Annotated in this window: 15 protein-coding genes, 1 pseudogene and 1 other annotated feature; of the genes and pseudogenes, 15 read left to right on the top strand and 1 reads right to left on the bottom strand. The window is 41.9% G+C overall.

Features of this window, described 5'->3' with window-relative positions; all coding sequences use genetic code 11:
• The first annotated feature begins 154 nt into the window (after positions 1-154).
• The 13 genes from MHB79_RS12250 to udk all read left to right on the top strand — a co-directional run bounded on the left by MHB79_RS12250 (position 155) and on the right by udk (position 13,407).
• On the top strand, positions 155-1,219 hold the full coding sequence (locus MHB79_RS12250; RefSeq protein WP_340989864.1) for an AI-2E family transporter: 1,065 nt from the start codon (positions 155-157) through the stop codon (positions 1,217-1,219).
• Positions 1,220-1,265: 46 nt separating this feature from the next.
• Positions 1,266-1,475: a binding site (T-box leader), on the top strand.
• 81 nt (positions 1,476-1,556) lie between these two features.
• Positions 1,557-4,193, top strand: coding sequence for an alanine--tRNA ligase (gene alaS / locus MHB79_RS12245; RefSeq protein ID WP_340989862.1), 2,637 nt, complete (start codon positions 1,557-1,559; stop codon positions 4,191-4,193).
• Positions 4,194-4,282: 89 nt separating this feature from the next.
• Positions 4,283-4,549, top strand: a complete 267-nt coding sequence (locus MHB79_RS12240; RefSeq protein WP_034620648.1) for an IreB family regulatory phosphoprotein — start codon at positions 4,283-4,285, stop codon at positions 4,547-4,549.
• A gap of 3 nt (positions 4,550-4,552) precedes the next feature.
• Positions 4,553-4,969 carry a Holliday junction resolvase RuvX gene (gene ruvX, locus MHB79_RS12235; protein ID WP_003216519.1) on the top strand — a complete coding sequence of 139 codons (417 nt, stop codon included), beginning with the start codon at positions 4,553-4,555 and terminating at the stop codon, positions 4,967-4,969.
• A 15-nt stretch (positions 4,970-4,984) separates the two neighbouring features.
• Positions 4,985-5,269: a DUF1292 domain-containing protein gene (locus MHB79_RS12230; protein ID WP_003216483.1), complete on the top strand. Its 285-nt coding sequence runs from the start codon at positions 4,985-4,987 to the stop codon at positions 5,267-5,269.
• A gap of 154 nt (positions 5,270-5,423) precedes the next feature.
• Positions 5,424-5,990, top strand: a complete 567-nt coding sequence (locus tag MHB79_RS12225; protein WP_284906817.1) for a biotin transporter BioY — start codon at positions 5,424-5,426, stop codon at positions 5,988-5,990.
• Positions 5,987-7,450 carry an acyl-CoA synthetase gene (locus MHB79_RS12220; protein WP_340866387.1) on the top strand — a complete coding sequence of 488 codons (1,464 nt, stop codon included), beginning with the start codon at positions 5,987-5,989 and terminating at the stop codon, positions 7,448-7,450. Before MHB79_RS12225 ends, MHB79_RS12220 begins: the two co-directional genes overlap by 4 nt.
• Positions 7,438-8,526: an acetyl-CoA C-acyltransferase gene (locus MHB79_RS12215; protein ID WP_251190270.1), complete on the top strand. Its 1,089-nt coding sequence runs from the start codon at positions 7,438-7,440 to the stop codon at positions 8,524-8,526. Before MHB79_RS12220 ends, MHB79_RS12215 begins: the two co-directional genes overlap by 13 nt.
• A gap of 73 nt (positions 8,527-8,599) precedes the next feature.
• Entirely contained in the window at positions 8,600-9,682 is a 1,083-nt protein-coding gene (mltG, locus tag MHB79_RS12210; protein WP_003216614.1) for an endolytic transglycosylase MltG, read from the top strand.
• 210 nt (positions 9,683-9,892) lie between these two features.
• A complete protein-coding gene (locus tag MHB79_RS12205; RefSeq protein WP_003216230.1) occupies positions 9,893-10,558 on the top strand; it encodes an O-methyltransferase in 666 nt (221 codons plus the stop codon).
• Complete coding sequence (locus MHB79_RS12200; protein WP_340989858.1) at positions 10,555-11,484, top strand: peptidase U32 family protein; 930 nt, start codon at positions 10,555-10,557, stop codon at positions 11,482-11,484. The genes MHB79_RS12205 and MHB79_RS12200 overlap by 4 nt, the downstream gene beginning before the upstream one ends.
• A 20-nt stretch (positions 11,485-11,504) precedes the next feature.
• Positions 11,505-12,773 carry a peptidase U32 family protein gene (locus tag MHB79_RS12195; RefSeq protein WP_106035309.1) on the top strand — a complete coding sequence of 423 codons (1,269 nt, stop codon included), beginning with the start codon at positions 11,505-11,507 and terminating at the stop codon, positions 12,771-12,773.
• Positions 12,774-12,780: 7 nt separating this feature from the next.
• On the top strand, positions 12,781-13,407 hold the full coding sequence (gene udk, locus MHB79_RS12190; RefSeq protein WP_024427878.1) for a uridine kinase: 627 nt from the start codon (positions 12,781-12,783) through the stop codon (positions 13,405-13,407).
• Positions 13,408-13,477: 70 nt separating this feature from the next.
• On the opposite strand, the gene MHB79_RS12185 is transcribed toward udk, so the two are convergent.
• Positions 13,478-14,233, bottom strand: a complete 756-nt coding sequence (locus tag MHB79_RS12185; RefSeq protein ID WP_340989856.1) for a site-specific integrase — start codon at positions 14,231-14,233, stop codon at positions 13,478-13,480.
• A gap of 152 nt (positions 14,234-14,385) precedes the next feature.
• Between MHB79_RS12185 and MHB79_RS12180 the strand changes: the two are divergent.
• Both MHB79_RS12180 and MHB79_RS12170 read left to right on the top strand, forming a co-directional pair.
• A pseudogene (locus MHB79_RS12180) lies at positions 14,386-14,541 on the top strand (DUF5776 domain-containing protein); the annotation flags it as partial.
• Between the two features lie 584 nt (positions 14,542-15,125).
• Positions 15,126-15,626, top strand: a complete 501-nt coding sequence (locus tag MHB79_RS12170; RefSeq protein WP_137054925.1) for a hypothetical protein — start codon at positions 15,126-15,128, stop codon at positions 15,624-15,626.
• Positions 15,627-15,663 lie beyond the last annotated feature (37 nt).

Raw genomic sequence — 15,663 nt, 5'->3', positions numbered from 1 at the left:
TTGTACATGATGGAATATTCAGTGTAGACATTTTAGTGACTTTGGATGGAGCTGTATGTTTCATGTGTATTCATTTTTAACAAAGTTAGGACAAATTTTATTTACATGGATAATTACAGAAGATGGATAAACAATAAGAAAAGAGGTGAAAAAGGTGAAGAAACGTCCGGTCCAATTTCTGATATATGCTGCAGGGGTCCTGCTTGTCCTTGCATCCTTGCTCATTTTACTGCAGCTCGACGAGTTATGGATGCCTATTTTTTTGTTGTTAAAGGCGGTTCTAATTCCGCTGCTCATTGCCATTTTTATTTCTTATCTGCTTTATCCGATAGTGGAAAAATTGCACGCGGGGGGCTTGCCAAGGACTGTTAGTCTCTTATTGATTTATGTACTGTTTTTTGGCGGGATTGGGCTTGCGGTTTATAAAGGAGCGCCTGTCATGATCAAGCAGTTAAATGAGCTGTCAGAACAAATTCCTGTACTTGCGGAAACGTATAATGGCGCTTTATCACATATTCATCATCATACAAGCCATTGGCCCGACGGACTTCACGACCGCTTGGATCGCTTAATTGTTCAATCGGAGACATATGCAGCTAACGGCGCGGAGCGAATGATTCTTAGCTGTAAAGTATTACTTGATTACGCATTAGTTGCAGCGCTCATTCCTTTTCTTGTTTTTTATATGGTGAAGGACATGAATACGATGAAGCGGGCTGCATGGTATTTGACGCCGCCATCATTTCGGAAGAGGGGACATGCGTTTGTGAAGGCAGTTGATGAATCGCTTGGTAATTATATTAGAGGGCAGCTGCTTGTCTGTTCATTAATTGGAGGTGCAGCAGCCATTGTGCTTTGGCTGTTTCATATCCCGTATCCGCTTGTCCTAGGTATGCTGATTGGCGCAACGAATGTCATTCCGTATTTTGGACCGATTATCGGTGCGGTTCCCGCTGTCTTTATTGCGTTTACCATCTCGGTTAAATCGGTTATGATTGTGCTGATTACAGTAGCGGTGCTGCAATTTTTAGAAAGCAACGTCCTTAGCCCGATCATCGTAGGAAGAAGTCTTCATATGCATCCTGTCGTCATTATGCTTGTCTTGCTAGCAGGAGGAGAGTTATTTGGTTTAATAGGCATGATTTTAGCCGTACCAACTGCCGCTATCATCAGAGTGATCATTGTGCAATATATCCTCATGAGACGAAGCGTTTATTGACAAGAGAAGCCGAGTTGTCTATAATAATTTCGATTCATACTACATACTGAATTCAATGACGGACCCGAGTACGTTAAAAAGCTGTTGCAGAGAGAGGCTTTATTTTGCTGAGAAAAGCCTTATCAGACCTTTAACGGAAGCTAGTCCCGAGTGCAGATAAACACTGCCGCTCTCTTCCGGCGTTATCGGATGTGAAGGTGATAGACGGAATAGGTCTATAATCAGGGTGGTACCGCGAGAGCATCTCGTCCCTGTGTAAGTCGTTTTGTGCTTGCATAGGGCGGGATGTTTTTTCGTTTGTGTGGAGATTGATGAATGATAAGGGAGGATTTTTTGAATGAAAACTTTAACTTCAGCTCAAGTACGCCAAATGTTTTTAGACTTTTTTAAAGAAAAAGGACATGCTGTAGAACCGAGTGCATCACTCGTACCGCATGATGATCCGACACTTTTGTGGATCAACAGCGGCGTGGCAACATTAAAGAAATACTTTGATGGCCGCGTCGTACCTGAAAATCCGCGTATTTGCAACGCGCAAAAATCGATTCGTACAAATGATATTGAAAACGTAGGAAAAACGGCACGCCATCATACGTTCTTTGAAATGCTCGGCAACTTCTCTATTGGTGATTATTTTAAAGAAGAAGCGATCGAATGGGCGTGGGAATTCCTCACAAGTGACGAGTGGATTGGTTTTGACCCGAATTTGTTATCTGTCACTGTCCATCCAGAGGACGAAGAAGCGTATGTTCTATGGAGAGATAAAATCGGTGTACCTGAAGAACGTATTATTCGCCTTGAAGGCAACTTCTGGGATATTGGCGAGGGCCCAAGTGGACCGAATACAGAAATTTTCTATGACCGTGGTGAATCGTACGGTGACGACATGAACGATCCAGAATTATATCCTGGTGGAGAAAATGAGCGTTATCTAGAAGTGTGGAACCTAGTGTTCTCTGAATTTAACCATAATCCAGATGGGTCATACACGCCGCTGCCGAAGAAAAACATTGATACAGGGATGGGTCTTGAACGAATGGTATCTGTCATTCAAAACGTGCCAACGAATTTTGATACAGATCTATTCATGCCAATTATTCGTGCAGTTGAGACCATTTCTGGAGAAAGCTATGGCGAGACAAATGAAAAGGATACAGCATTCAAAGTCATTGCGGACCACATCCGAACGGTTGCCTTTGCTGTAAGTGATGGAGCGCTTCCTTCCAATGAAGGCCGCGGGTATGTGTTAAGACGTTTGCTTCGCCGTGCAGTGCGTTATGCAAAAACCATTCACATCCATCGCCCGTTTATGTTTGACCTAGTTCCAGTTGTGGCGGAAATCATGAAGGATTTCTACCCAGATGTACAAGCGAAAGAAGAATTTATTGCGAAAGTCATCAAGAATGAAGAAGAACGCTTCCATGAAACACTGAACGAAGGCTTAGCTATTTTGTCAGAAGTCATCAAAAAAGAAAGAGACAAAGGCAGCACGCAGATTTCAGGTGAAGATGTATTTAAGCTGTATGACACGTATGGATTCCCTGTCGAGCTCACAGAAGAATACGCAGAAGATGAGAACATGACAGTGGATCGAGAAGGCTTTCAGGCTGAGATGGAGAAGCAGCGTGAACGTGCTAGAAATGCGAGACAAGATGTCGGCAGTATGCAGGTTCAAGGTGGCGCTTTAGGAGATATTAAAGTAGAAAGCACATTTGTTGGCTACGAAAATCTAACGGCAGATGCCCATATTGTCGAATTGCTTCAAAATGGTGAAATTGTTACAGAAGCACATGAAGGCGATATAGTACAAATTTTGTTAGATGAAACACCTTTCTATGCGGAAAGCGGCGGACAAGTGGCTGATAAAGGGACATTGAAAAGCGCTGAAGTGAACATTGACATCAAAGATGTGAAAAAGGCGCCAAATGGTCAGCATGTTCATGAAGGAGTAGTCGTAAGCGGTACAGCCAAAAAAGGACTTGAAGTCACTGCGGAAGTGGAATCAGCTCTTCGAAAAGGCATTGTGAAAAACCATACAGCGACACATCTTTTGCATCAGGCGCTAAAAGACGTTTTGGGCAGCCACGTGAACCAGGCAGGATCATTGGTGAATGAAAATAGACTTCGCTTTGACTTCTCTCACTTTGGACAAGTCACAAAAGAAGAATTGTCACAGATTGAAAAAATCGTGAACGAAAAGATCTGGGAAGGCATCTCTGTTGCTATTGACCTGAAGCCGATTGCTGAAGCAAAAGAAATGGGTGCAATGGCGCTCTTTGGCGAGAAGTATGGTGATATTGTCCGAGTTGTCCAAGTAGGCGATTACAGCATCGAGCTATGCGGCGGCTGTCATGTGCAAAATACTGCGGAAATCGGGTTGTTTAAAATTGCATCTGAATCGGGTATTGGTGCTGGAACACGCCGGATTGAGGCGGTGACTGGTAAAGGGGCATACGAAGAATTAAATGACCAGCTGGCGATTTTAGAGCAGGCAGCGAGTGAGCTGAAGTCAAATACGAAGGATGTACCAAAACGTATCGCTTCATTGCAAGCAGATTTAAAAGAGGTTCAAAGAGAAAACGAATCTCTTCTTGCAAAATTAAGCCAGGCTGAAGCAGGCTCTATTTTAGAAAAAGTGACAGAAATCGGCGGAGTAAAAGTGTTAACTGAAAAAGTAAACGCGAAAGACATGAACCATTTAAGAACAATGGTTGATGACTTAAAAGCCAAATTAGGCTCAGCTGTCATTGTGCTCGGAGCCGTTCAAAACGGAAAAGTAAACATTTCAGCAGGAGTGACAAAAGACGTCATCGAAAAAGGTCTGCATGCAGGGAAACTTGTGAAACAGGCAGCTGAAATCTGCGGCGGAGGCGGAGGCGGACGCCCAGACATGGCACAAGCAGGCGGAAAACAACCGGAAAAGCTAGAAGAAGCACTGGCAATTGTCGAAGAATCTGTCAAATCCGTTTTATAATCAGGCGATGTAGTGTAGAATAATGGTATTAGATGAGCGGTTAGAAAAAAGCTTGCTAGTAGAATGTTGGAAGAGAGGTGCAAGAAGCAGTGAGTTCATTTGATAAGACAATGAAGTTTAACTTCTCTGATGATTCAGCTGAAACCAATGTGAATGAAGTGCTCATTAAAGTACATGACGCACTCCAAGAAAAAGGATACAACCCGATCAATCAAATTGTCGGATACTTGCTGTCAGGCGACCCTGCTTATATTCCAAGACATCAGGATGCTCGCAACCTAATTCGTAAACTAGAACGAGACGAATTAATTGAGGAATTGGTTAAATCGTACTTAGAGACACATAAAGAGGCGTAAAACATGAGAATTTTAGGCTTAGATTTAGGCACGAAAACCCTTGGTGTTGCGATCAGTGATGAAATGGGCTGGACAGCGCAAGGGATTGAAACAATTAAAATTGATGAAGCAGGCGGAGACTTCGGTCTCAGCCGCCTGTCCGAAATCGTCTCGCAATATGGAACGGATAAAATTGTACTTGGTTTTCCAAAAAATATGAACGGTACGGTCGGTCCTAGAGGCGAAGCCAGCCAATCATTTGCGAAAGTGTTAGAAAACACGTACAATGTTCCTGTTGTGCTTTGGGACGAGCGCCTGTCGACAATGGCAGCGGAAAAAATGCTCATCTCTGCAGATGTGAGCAGACAAAAGCGTAAAAAAGTCATTGATAAAATGGCGGCTGTTATGATCCTGCAAGGGTACTTAGACAGCTTAAATTAAAATGAGGTGAATCAAATGGAACACGGAGAAAAGCAAATTACAATCGTTGATGATAATGGAAATGAACAGCTTTGCGAAGTACTATTTACTTTTGAAAGCGACCATTTTAACAAATCATATGTTCTTTACTACCCAATTTCTGAGCAAGACAATGAAGAAATTGAAATTCATGCATCAAGCTTCACGCCGAACGAAAACGGTGAAGATGGCGAGCTAGAGCCTATTGAAACGGATGAAGAGTGGGACATGATTGAAGAAACGTTAAATACGTTCTTAGATCAAGAAGAAGACGAAGAATAGAACGAATAAAAGGCCTGTGAACGGATCTTAGTGATCTTTCTTCACAGGTCTTTTTTTACGATCAATATGTTAACTTTATTTTATTTTTTGTTGACATAATAAGTCGTACCTTTTACTCTATTTTTAACAATGAATTGAGTGAGGGGTATGAATATTGAAAATCCAAGACATGATGCAAATGGCGCTAATGACTGCGGTTATCGGGATGTTAGGATTGATCCCGCCGATTTTACTTACGTTTACACCTGTACCCATCACATTGCAAACGGCAGGTCTTTTGCTTGCTGGGGGTCTGTTAAAGCCAAAACATGCACTGATCAGTTTACTTCTGTTTCTTTTGGTTGTGGCAGCAGGCGCACCTCTTTTGTCAGGTGGGAGAGGCGGAATAGGGGTCTTTTTTGGTCCAAGCGGTGGATTTTTACTTGCCTATCCAGTAGCTGCCCTCATGATTAGTTTGTGGATCAACCGACTAAAAAAAGTGACCGCTCTGCGTCTTTTTATGATCTATGCGGTATGCAGTATCGGAATTTTGTATGTATGCGGCATTCCTTTTCAAGCGATGATGATGGATATCAAGGTCACTCAGGCAGCTCTTCTTAGTCTGATTTATATTCCAGGTGATTTCATCAAAGCGGGCATATGTGCCGTTCTCACGGTGAAAATCATTTCGGCCATGTCATATCGAAAAAGGGATGTGCGTAAAGGGAGGCGTGCAGTTTGAATAGAATAACGGAATGCTATGCATCACATGCAGAAATGAACCCAGATCATATCGCCATCATTGATGGACAAGAAAGGATCACTTATCAAGATTGGTATGAGCGTGTCCGGCTATCAGCGCAATGGTTACAACAAACGGCTCATGAGCAAAAAAGAGTCGCTTTTTTATTATCAAATGGTGCTTCTTTTCTCCAAATATTTGCTGGCGCTGCTTATGCAGGGTGGACAGCTATCCCGCTTGATCCGAGATGGAGCCATGAAGAATGTGTAGAAAAGCTTTTGTTAAGTGAGGCAGCTCTCGTCATTATCGAGGATCGATATTTAAATAGATTTGAAAAGTACAGCGAAGACATGCAGGTTCTTTCTTTATCTGAATGGAAGGAAAAAATGAGCCTCATCACACAAGGTCCATTTAACAAATGCGACAGCGAGATCGACCCTATCTTTTATATGGGATTTACGTCAGGATCAACGGGTTCGCCTAAGGCCTTTATCAGGCGTCAGCAGTCATGGATCGAAAGCTTTCGAACGACAGCCGGTACATTTGGAATCACTCATCAAGATCATGTTCTGATAGCAGGTACACTCTTATCCTCTCACTTTTTATATGGTGCCATCAGTACATTATACTTTGGCGGCACAGTGACGCTTTTAGAAAAATTTACGCCAGTGAAAGCGAAAAAAACCTTACAGACAGGAGACATTACTGTGATGTATACTGTCCCGACAATGACAGAATCGTTGCTGGAAATAGACGCTTTTGCGAGAGACAATTCGCTTCTTGTCATATCATCTGGAGCAGATTGGGGCATTCCTTCAAAGAAACAACTCGTGACCAACTATCCGCATGTGACATTTTTTGATTTTTACGGCACATCAGAGCTAAGCTTTGTTTCCTACTTATCTTCAAATGACTTTCTACAAAAGCCTTCTTCTGTCGGACGGCCTTTCTCTCCCATTCAAATTGAAGTGAGGCGAGCTGATCAAACTGTCTGCCAGCCAAATGAGACAGGAAGAATTTATGTGAAGAGCCCGATGTCTTTTGCAGGCTACTTACATGAGGTGAAACCGCCGGAAGAGTGGATAACCGTTTATGATATGGGCTGGCTGGATGAAGACGGCTATTTGTATATGAGCGGCCGTGAAAATGGCATGATCGTCTATGGAGGGCTGAATATTTTTCCAGAGGAAATTGAGCGTGTGCTAAATGAACAGCCAGAGGTGAAGCGATCGGTTGTAGTTGGCGTTCCTGACCCATATTGGGGTGAAATTCCTGTTGCCATTATTGAACAAGGACAGCACACAAAGACGGTTCGGCAAGCTGTCAAAGAAAAACTTGCGGCCTACAAGGTGCCTAAAAAATGGCTTGTCATTGATCAAATAATTGAAACATCCGGCGGAAAAATAGCACGTGCCAGCATGAAAAAGTGGGCGGAGGAACAATTGTCATGCAAGCAGTAATCGTACAAGCAAAACGGACACCCTTCGGTGATAAAAACGGGATGCTGAAGGATTATCGTCCAGAGCAATTAGCTGCGCCTCTTATTCAGTATTTGTCTAAAGGGATGACACCGGACGACATCATATTAGGAAATGTTGTAGGAGGCGGCGGAAATATGGCCCGTCTGTCCTCATTAGAAGCAGGGCTTTCTTTAGGAGTGCCCGGTATGACGGTTGATAGGCAGTGTGCCTCTGGTCTAGAAGCAATCCGAACAGCTTGCGTCATGGTTCGATCAGGGGAAGGCTCAATGTATATCGCTGGCGGGACTGAGAGCATATCCAGATCACCAATGAAAGAAAGAGCACGCTTTTCTCCGGAGTGGATAGGAGATCCGTCTATGGGAGAAGCAGCAGAGCTAACGGCTTCTAGATTTTCCGTCACAAGAAAAGAACAAGATGACTATGCACTTTTAAGCTGGGAAAGAAGTATAGACGCAATCAAACGTGGTACATATTCTGAAGAAATCGTTTCGATTGACGGACTGAGCATAGATGAAGCGGCCGCGAAAATAAGACCGATGGCGAAACTGATCCAGCGGGCAAAGCCTATATTTTCACCGGGAAAAGGATCTGTGACTGCCGCCAATAGCTGCAAAGAAGCAGATGGTGCAGCAGCGGTCGTTGTGATGGAAAGAGCGCTAGCGGAGGCGAATGGATTTCAGCCAATGCTGCGATATGCCGGAAGTGCTGTGGCGGCGATGCATCCCGATTTTCCAGCTGCTGCGCCGATTGATGCGATGAAGAAACTTCTAGATCAAGAGAAAATCAAGGCAGAGGATGTCGCACTGTTTGAAATCAATGAAGCTTTTGCTCTGAAAATAGCGCTGATTGCTCGTACGCTGGATATTCCTTATGACCGAATCAATAAAAGAGGCGGTGCACTTTGTCTTGGGCATCCATATAGCGCATCGGGCGCTGCGATGATGGTGAGACTATTTTATGAAGCGCGCACCTTACAGAATGGAAGCTATGTCATGGCTGCTATTGGGAGCGGTGGCGGCGTTGGTTTAGCCGTATTATGTCAAGTTCTGTCATGACATGCATGAGCAAGTAATTGCCGAACTCCGTCGAATCATGTACTATAAAAGCTAGATGTGAGGAGGGCCATGCATGTTTTCAGAACAAAAGAAACGACCATTTTTCAAAAGGAAAATGGGGATCGTCCTGTTATCTGTCCTTGCTGTCATCATCATTGCAGCATTATCAGGCTTTTTATATGTTAAATCAGCACTTGGACCGGTCGATCAAAAAAGCAAACAAACGATTAATATTCATATTCCTAATGGGACATCAGTCCGTGAGATTGCGGGCATTTTAAAAGAAAATGGGCTCATTTCGAATGACACGATTTTTACTTATTATGCAAAATACAAAAATGCGTCCGGCTTTAAAGCAGGATACTTTCATTTGAAACAAACGATGGACGCAGACACGCTGATTCAAAAGCTGACATCTGGAGGGACAGACTACGCCTTTCAGCTTGTGATTCCAGAAGGAAAACAGCTGTCTGATATTGCGGCAGTTATTGCAAACCAGACGAATTTTTCAGCGAAGGAAGTGGAAGCGAAGCTAGATGATCCAGCGTTTATTCAAACGTTAATGAAAAAATATCCGAAAACGGTGACTTCACAGGTAAATGGCAAACAGGTGAAACATCCGTTAGAAGGTTATTTATTCCCTGCGACGTATCCATTTTATCGTGAGGATGAATCACTCGAAACGATCATTGAAACAATGATTAAACAAACAGATCAATACGTGAAAACGTATGAAAAAGACATGAAAAAGAGAAACATGTCCATACATGATGTGTTAACGATGGCATCACTGATTGAAATGGAAGCAACGGAAAAGACGGATCGCGCAAAAATCTCCAGTGTTTTTTATAACCGGTTGAAAAAGGACATGCCGCTTCAAACCGATCCAACCGTTCTCTATGCACTAGGTGAGCATAAATCCCGTGTTTATTACAAAGACCTTAAGGTGAAATCGCCTTATAATACGTATAACAACAAGGGACTGCCGCCTGGACCTATTGCAAATGCTGGCGAATCTTCATGGAAAGCCGCACTGCATCCAGATAAAACAGATTATGTGTACTTCCTTGCGAAGAAAAATGGAGAAGTCGTCTTTACAAAAACGTTAAATGAGCACAACAAAGCGAAAGCCAAATACATCACAGGCAGCAATTAATGTACATGTGAATCGAAAAAGACTGTAGACAATACAAGATTGCCTGCAGTTTTTTTCGTTGGAATATCCATTTTATAGGTTCGCAATTACCACTTCTTTGTGGTAAAATATATCGGGTTGTTTTACTTAGATGAACGAAAGATTGACGAGAAAGAGAGCTGCAACAGGCAGGACTCTTCTTTTTCAGGTCATGAAGGAGCTAGACAAATAATGACTATCGAAGATGATCAAATGAATGATTATATTGAACATTTAATTCACCCAAGTCCTGATGCAATCGCTCAATTAGAGGCATATGCAAAAGAGCATCATGTGCCAATTATGGAAAAGGTGAGCATTGAACTTTTACTGCAGCTGCTGTCGATGAAGAAGCCGAAGAAAATTCTTGAGGTTGGGACAGCGATAGGCTACTCCGCCATTCGAATGGCGACAGCTCTACCAGCTGCTGAAATTTTTACGATTGAGCGAAATGCAAAACGCTATGAAGAAGCGACACGGAACATTGAGGAATTAAAGTTAAAAGAAAGAATACACGTGTTCTTTGGTGATGCCATGGAATCGGCTAAAACAGTCCAAACGATGGCGCCCTATGATGTGATCTTTATTGATGCCGCAAAAGGGCAGTACAAACGTTTTTTTGAGCTGTTTGAACCGATGCTTGCTCATGACGGAATGATTATTACAGACAACGTATTATTTAAAGGCTTAGTGGCAACGAACTATGAAGAAGAAATAGAAGATAAAAGAAAAAAACAATTAATTGGAAAAATTGATCGATACAATCAATGGCTTATGTCAAACCCCGATTTCCAAACGTGCATTATTCCAGTGGGAGACGGGATCGCCATTAGTACAAAAAGAGGTGACCAATCATGAAAAAACCAGAATTGCTTGTGACGCCAAGCAAGGTGTCAGATGTACTGCCATTAATCGAGGCGGGAGCTGATGCATTCTTAATAGGCGAACAAACATACGGTATTCGTCTTGCAGGCGAGTTTTCAAGAGAAGATGTGAAACAGACGGCTCTGCTTGCACATGCGCAGCACAAAAAAGTGTATGTGGCGATGAATGCGATTTTTCATAATGATCGTGTGCAGCTGCTTGGAGATTACTTAACCTTTCTCGACGCATTAAACGTAGACGGCGTCGTCTTTGGAGACCCAGCTGTGATCATGGCCGCCAAAGAAGCAGGGGTAAGCCTGAATCTCCACTGGAGTACAGAAACGACTGGGACAAACTACTACACTTGTAACTACTGGGGCAGAAAAGGTGCAACGCGTGCTGTTCTTGCCAAAGAACTGAATATGGACAGTGTCATAGACATCAAAGAAAATGCCGAGGTGGAAATCGAAATTCAAGTCCATGGCATGACATGTATGTTCCAATCAAAACGTACGCTCATTGGCAACTACTTTGAATATCAGGGCAAACAAATGGACGTCGAAGGCAGAAATATGGAGGAAGGACTATTCCTTCATGATCAAGAGCGTCAAAACAAATACCCTATTTTCGAGGATGCAAACGGCACTCATATTATGAGTCCAAATGATGTGTGTATGATTGATGAATTAGAGGAATTTGTTGATGTAGGCATTGACTCATTTAAAATTGACGGAATTTTAAAGTCACTTTCTTATATGACAGAGGTGACGTCTCTATATAGAAAAGCAATTGATTTATTAGCGACTGACAAAGACGCGTATGAAGATCAGAAAGAGGACTGGGTGAAGCGGATTGAAGAGATTCAGCCAGTGAATCGTTCAATTGATACAGGGTTCTTCTTTAAAGAAACGGTTTATTAATATAAGAGGAGGCAGAGGAAATGGCACTATTGAAAGATGGTATTTCTGAAATGATTGACGGGAAACGTGTCATTACAAAAAAACCAGAACTGCTTGCACCAGCAGGAAACTTGGAAAAGCTGAAAATTGCTGTACATTACGGAGCAGACGCTGTCTTTATAGGCGGAAAAGAATTTGGACTTCGTTCAAATGCCGATAACTTTTCAATTGAGGAAATGGCTGAAGGTGTTGCATTTGCAAAAAAATACGGTGCACGAATCTATGTGACAACGAATATCTTTGCCCACAACGAAAACATGGACGGGCTGGAGGAATACCTTCAAGGGATTGAAGGCGCTGGAGTAGCGGGCATTATTGTGGCTGACCCGCTGATCATTGAAACGTGTAAACGTGTCGCACCGAAGCTTGAAGTCCATTTAAGCACACAGCAATCTCTTTCGAACTGGAAAGCTGTTCAGTTTTGGAAAGAAGAAGGGCTTGAGCGTGTGGTGCTGGCTCGCGAGACAAGTGCGCTGGAAATTAGAGAAATGAAAGAAAAGGTCGATATTGAAATTGAAACGTTCATTCACGGTGCGATGTGTATTGCTTACTCTGGCCGCTGCGTGCTCAGTAACCATATGACGGCAAGAGATTCTAACCGCGGGGGCTGCTGCCAGTCCTGCCGCTGGGATTATGATCTTTATAAACTAGAAGGTTCTGAGGAAGCGCCATTATTTGGAGAGGAAGACGCATCATTTGCGATGAGTCCAAAAGACTTAAAGCTTGTCGAATCCATTCCTCAAATGATCGAAATGGGAATTGACAGCTTGAAAATCGAAGGGCGAATGAAATCAATTCATTATGTGGCAACTGTCGTGAGTGTGTATCGCAAAGTCATCGACGCCTATTGTGCGGACCCGGACAATTTTGTCATTGAGCAGGAATGGTTAGATGAATTAGATAAATGTGCAAACCGTGACACAGCACCAGCCTTTTTTGAAGGTGTACCAGGAACGGATGAGCAAATGTTTGGCATTCATGGAAAGAAAACGACTTTTGATTTCGCAGGTCTCGTTCTTCATTATGATGAAAAAGAACAAATCGTCACATTGCAGCAGCGTAACTTCTTTAAAGCTGGTGACGAAGTCGAATTTTTCGGACCAGAAATTGAGAATTTCACATGCAAAATTGAGACGATTTGGGATGAAAAAGGAAATGAACTAGATGCCGCTCGTCATCCGCTACAAATCGTCAAATTCAAGCTAGATCAAAAAGTATACCCAAGCAACATGATGAGAAAGGGGAAATAACAGGCACATGAGGAGTAAACCAGTTGTCATTGGGATTGCTGGCGGCTCAGGTTCAGGTAAAACGAGCGTCACCAATTCAATCTATGAAAAATTTAAAGGACATTCCATCCTCATGCTTCAGCAAGATTTATATTACAAAAATCAAAGTCATATGCCATTTGAAGAGCGTCTGCTTACGAACTATGATCATCCGCTCGCATTCGACAATGACCTGATGTTTGAGCATTTGGAACAGCTCTTAAGGTACGAATCCATTGAAAAACCAATATATGATTTCAAGCTCAACACACGTTCAGAAGAGACTGTCCATGTTGAACCAAAGGATGTTATCATCGTTGAAGGCATCTTTGCACTAGAAGACGAACGTCTAAGAGACTTAATGGATATTAAACTGTATGTCGATACAGATGCAGATCTTCGCATCATTCGCCGCATTTTACGCGATACGAAAGAAAGAGGCCGTTCAATCGATTCTGTGATTGAACAGTATGTATCTGTTGTCAGACCCATGCATAACCAATTCATTGAACCGACAAAGCGATACGCTGACATCATCATCCCAGAAGGCGGCCAAAACCATGTGGCGATTGACTTAATGGTGACAAAAATTCAAACGATTCTTCAAGATCGTTGATTTAATAGGGGGTAACCAAGTGAGCAAAGTGTATTTAGATGACTTTGCCCACTTTCTGCCCACAAATATTCTAAAAAATATCATTTGCTATTGCGTTAAACTGTATAACAGATTCTATTTTTGTTTCACGCATTACGTGCGAATAGACATCAAGAGTGGTTTTGGAGCTAGAGTGTCCCAAGCGCCTTTGTGCTTCTTTAAGATCTATTCCTGCTGCAAATAGCAAAGACGCATATGTGTGTCTAAGATTGTGGGGTGTTATTTTTGTAACACCCGCCTTTTTTATATAGGTGGCCATTCTATAATTGAAGTTTCGAGCCGGTTCAGGCATTCCAGAATTATCAGCAAAAACGAAATCTTCATCTTTGTATAGTTCGCCCACATCATTCTTTACTTGTTCCTGAACGTTCTTTAAAATCCTTAATTGCATTATGACTTGAGGTGGCACAGGTACATTTTGAATAGACGATTCAGTTTTGGGACTGAGTAATTCATAATTACTCTTTAAATCTTTTTCTCTAAAAAGAGTGTATCTCACTTTAATCTCCGATTTTTTAAAGTCTACTTTATCCCATGTCAATGCAACTGCTTCACCTATCCTCAAACCCGAATAAATGAGCAGGAGAAACATAGCTAAATCTCTGGGACGCCCTTTTCTGCTGACAACTTGAAGGAGCAGTTTTATTTCTTCTTTCTCCCAAAATTTCATATCCTTTAAATCTTCATCTAATTCCTCTACTTTTTTCTCTTTTGCCTTTTTCGGAAGATTCACGGCATGAATGGGGTTATCCTTAAAGTAAGAATCTCGCACAGCTTCACTGATCATCATATTAAAAACTTGATGAATATTAGTTCATGTGTTTTTAGCATACTCTGGTGCGATCTTATAAAACAAGCCCTAAAAAGGAAACGGCACCAAAAGGCGTTAAAATGACCGTAGTGAAGCCGAATGCTGACGGGTGACTATGGGTCTATGATAAGCCGAACTGGTCAGCAAAGCACAAAAAAATAAAGCCGGGTGAAGCATTTACGATTGATAAGTCCGTTACGGTCAACGGGTCAAAAATGTATAAACTGAAATCAGGTCTTTATATCACAGCTGCATCTAAATATATTGAAGTTAAACAGAAGTAAACAGAGAAGCCCTTCCTTATTGGAGGGGCTTTTTTGTCTTTATTCAGTTACCACAAGTTCACCCATATATTTTCGAAAACAAGCAGCAAAAGGAGGTTTTCACCTATTATGTGTCATGATTCTTATTGCTTATTTTTACATAAATATTGGAAAGTGAAAGGATATTTGCGATAATAAATTGAAATCACGTTGAATAGTGATTAAAAGTCAGCGTGTGGACTGTTTGATTTTTCTCTGAATTAGGAGGTGAACTATAATGAATGGCATAGATATATTGGAGAATGTCTCGAAAATTGGTCAATTAATACTGTTGTTATCTGGTTATGCTCTTCATCGGCGATTGTCGAAATTAAAAAAGGAACGTCCTCTTACAAAGTACGAGAGTTTTCTGAAAGTATTCGTAATGCTTGGTATATATGCTTGGGCGCTATCATTCTTCCTTCTATTTATGTGGGGTTAACACCCAACTATTATGTGTCACGATATGTCGATTTTTGTAATAAGAGATTAACTCTCTATTAAAACCCTTTATTTTCTAAAAATGTATGATAAAGTTATTTTGAAAACTTAAAGGGGGTTTTAATATGAAGAGATTATTATTTTTCATGTTAGCATTAGTTCTGGCTGTAACTGCATTTGCGCCAGCTGCTGCCGCAAAGACACAAAGCACAAAGGGATTAGAAGGTTTGACAGAAGAACAAATCGATAAGTCTTTAAAAGAAATTGAATACATTTTCACAAAGATTATCGTTTCTGAGAAAAAGGGCTTCGTTATTAATGACGAAGAGCTTGCAAAGTCACCTTACTCGGCTGAAGTGAAAGATGGAATGGTCGCTTTTGCAAAATACATGAATCAAGAAGTGACTACAAAAAGTAACACAGTAACTCGCTGTGTCGAGGATGCAATTGGTGTCGCTAAGGGCACATTAAAGCATCTGCAAAAATCAATTGAAAAGGGAGATTGGATATCTGTATTAGGCGCTCTTGCAGTTATGAATATAGCAATTAAGCCGCCTATATTATTCGCATTCATGCTAGTTTGTGGTGCACCAGTAGCTAAAATTGCTCCTGCTCAATATGAATAAGATTATTATGTGAAATTGGCCGTCCACCTGGGCGGCT

The sequence above is a fragment of the Bacillus sp. FSL M7-0558 genome (genome assembly GCF_038003245.1).
Lineage (GTDB): Bacteria > Bacillota > Bacilli > Bacillales > Bacillaceae > Bacillus > Bacillus pumilus.
The sequence above is the reverse complement of the archived record's forward strand: the minus strand, read 5'-3'. Positions and strand labels throughout refer to the sequence as shown.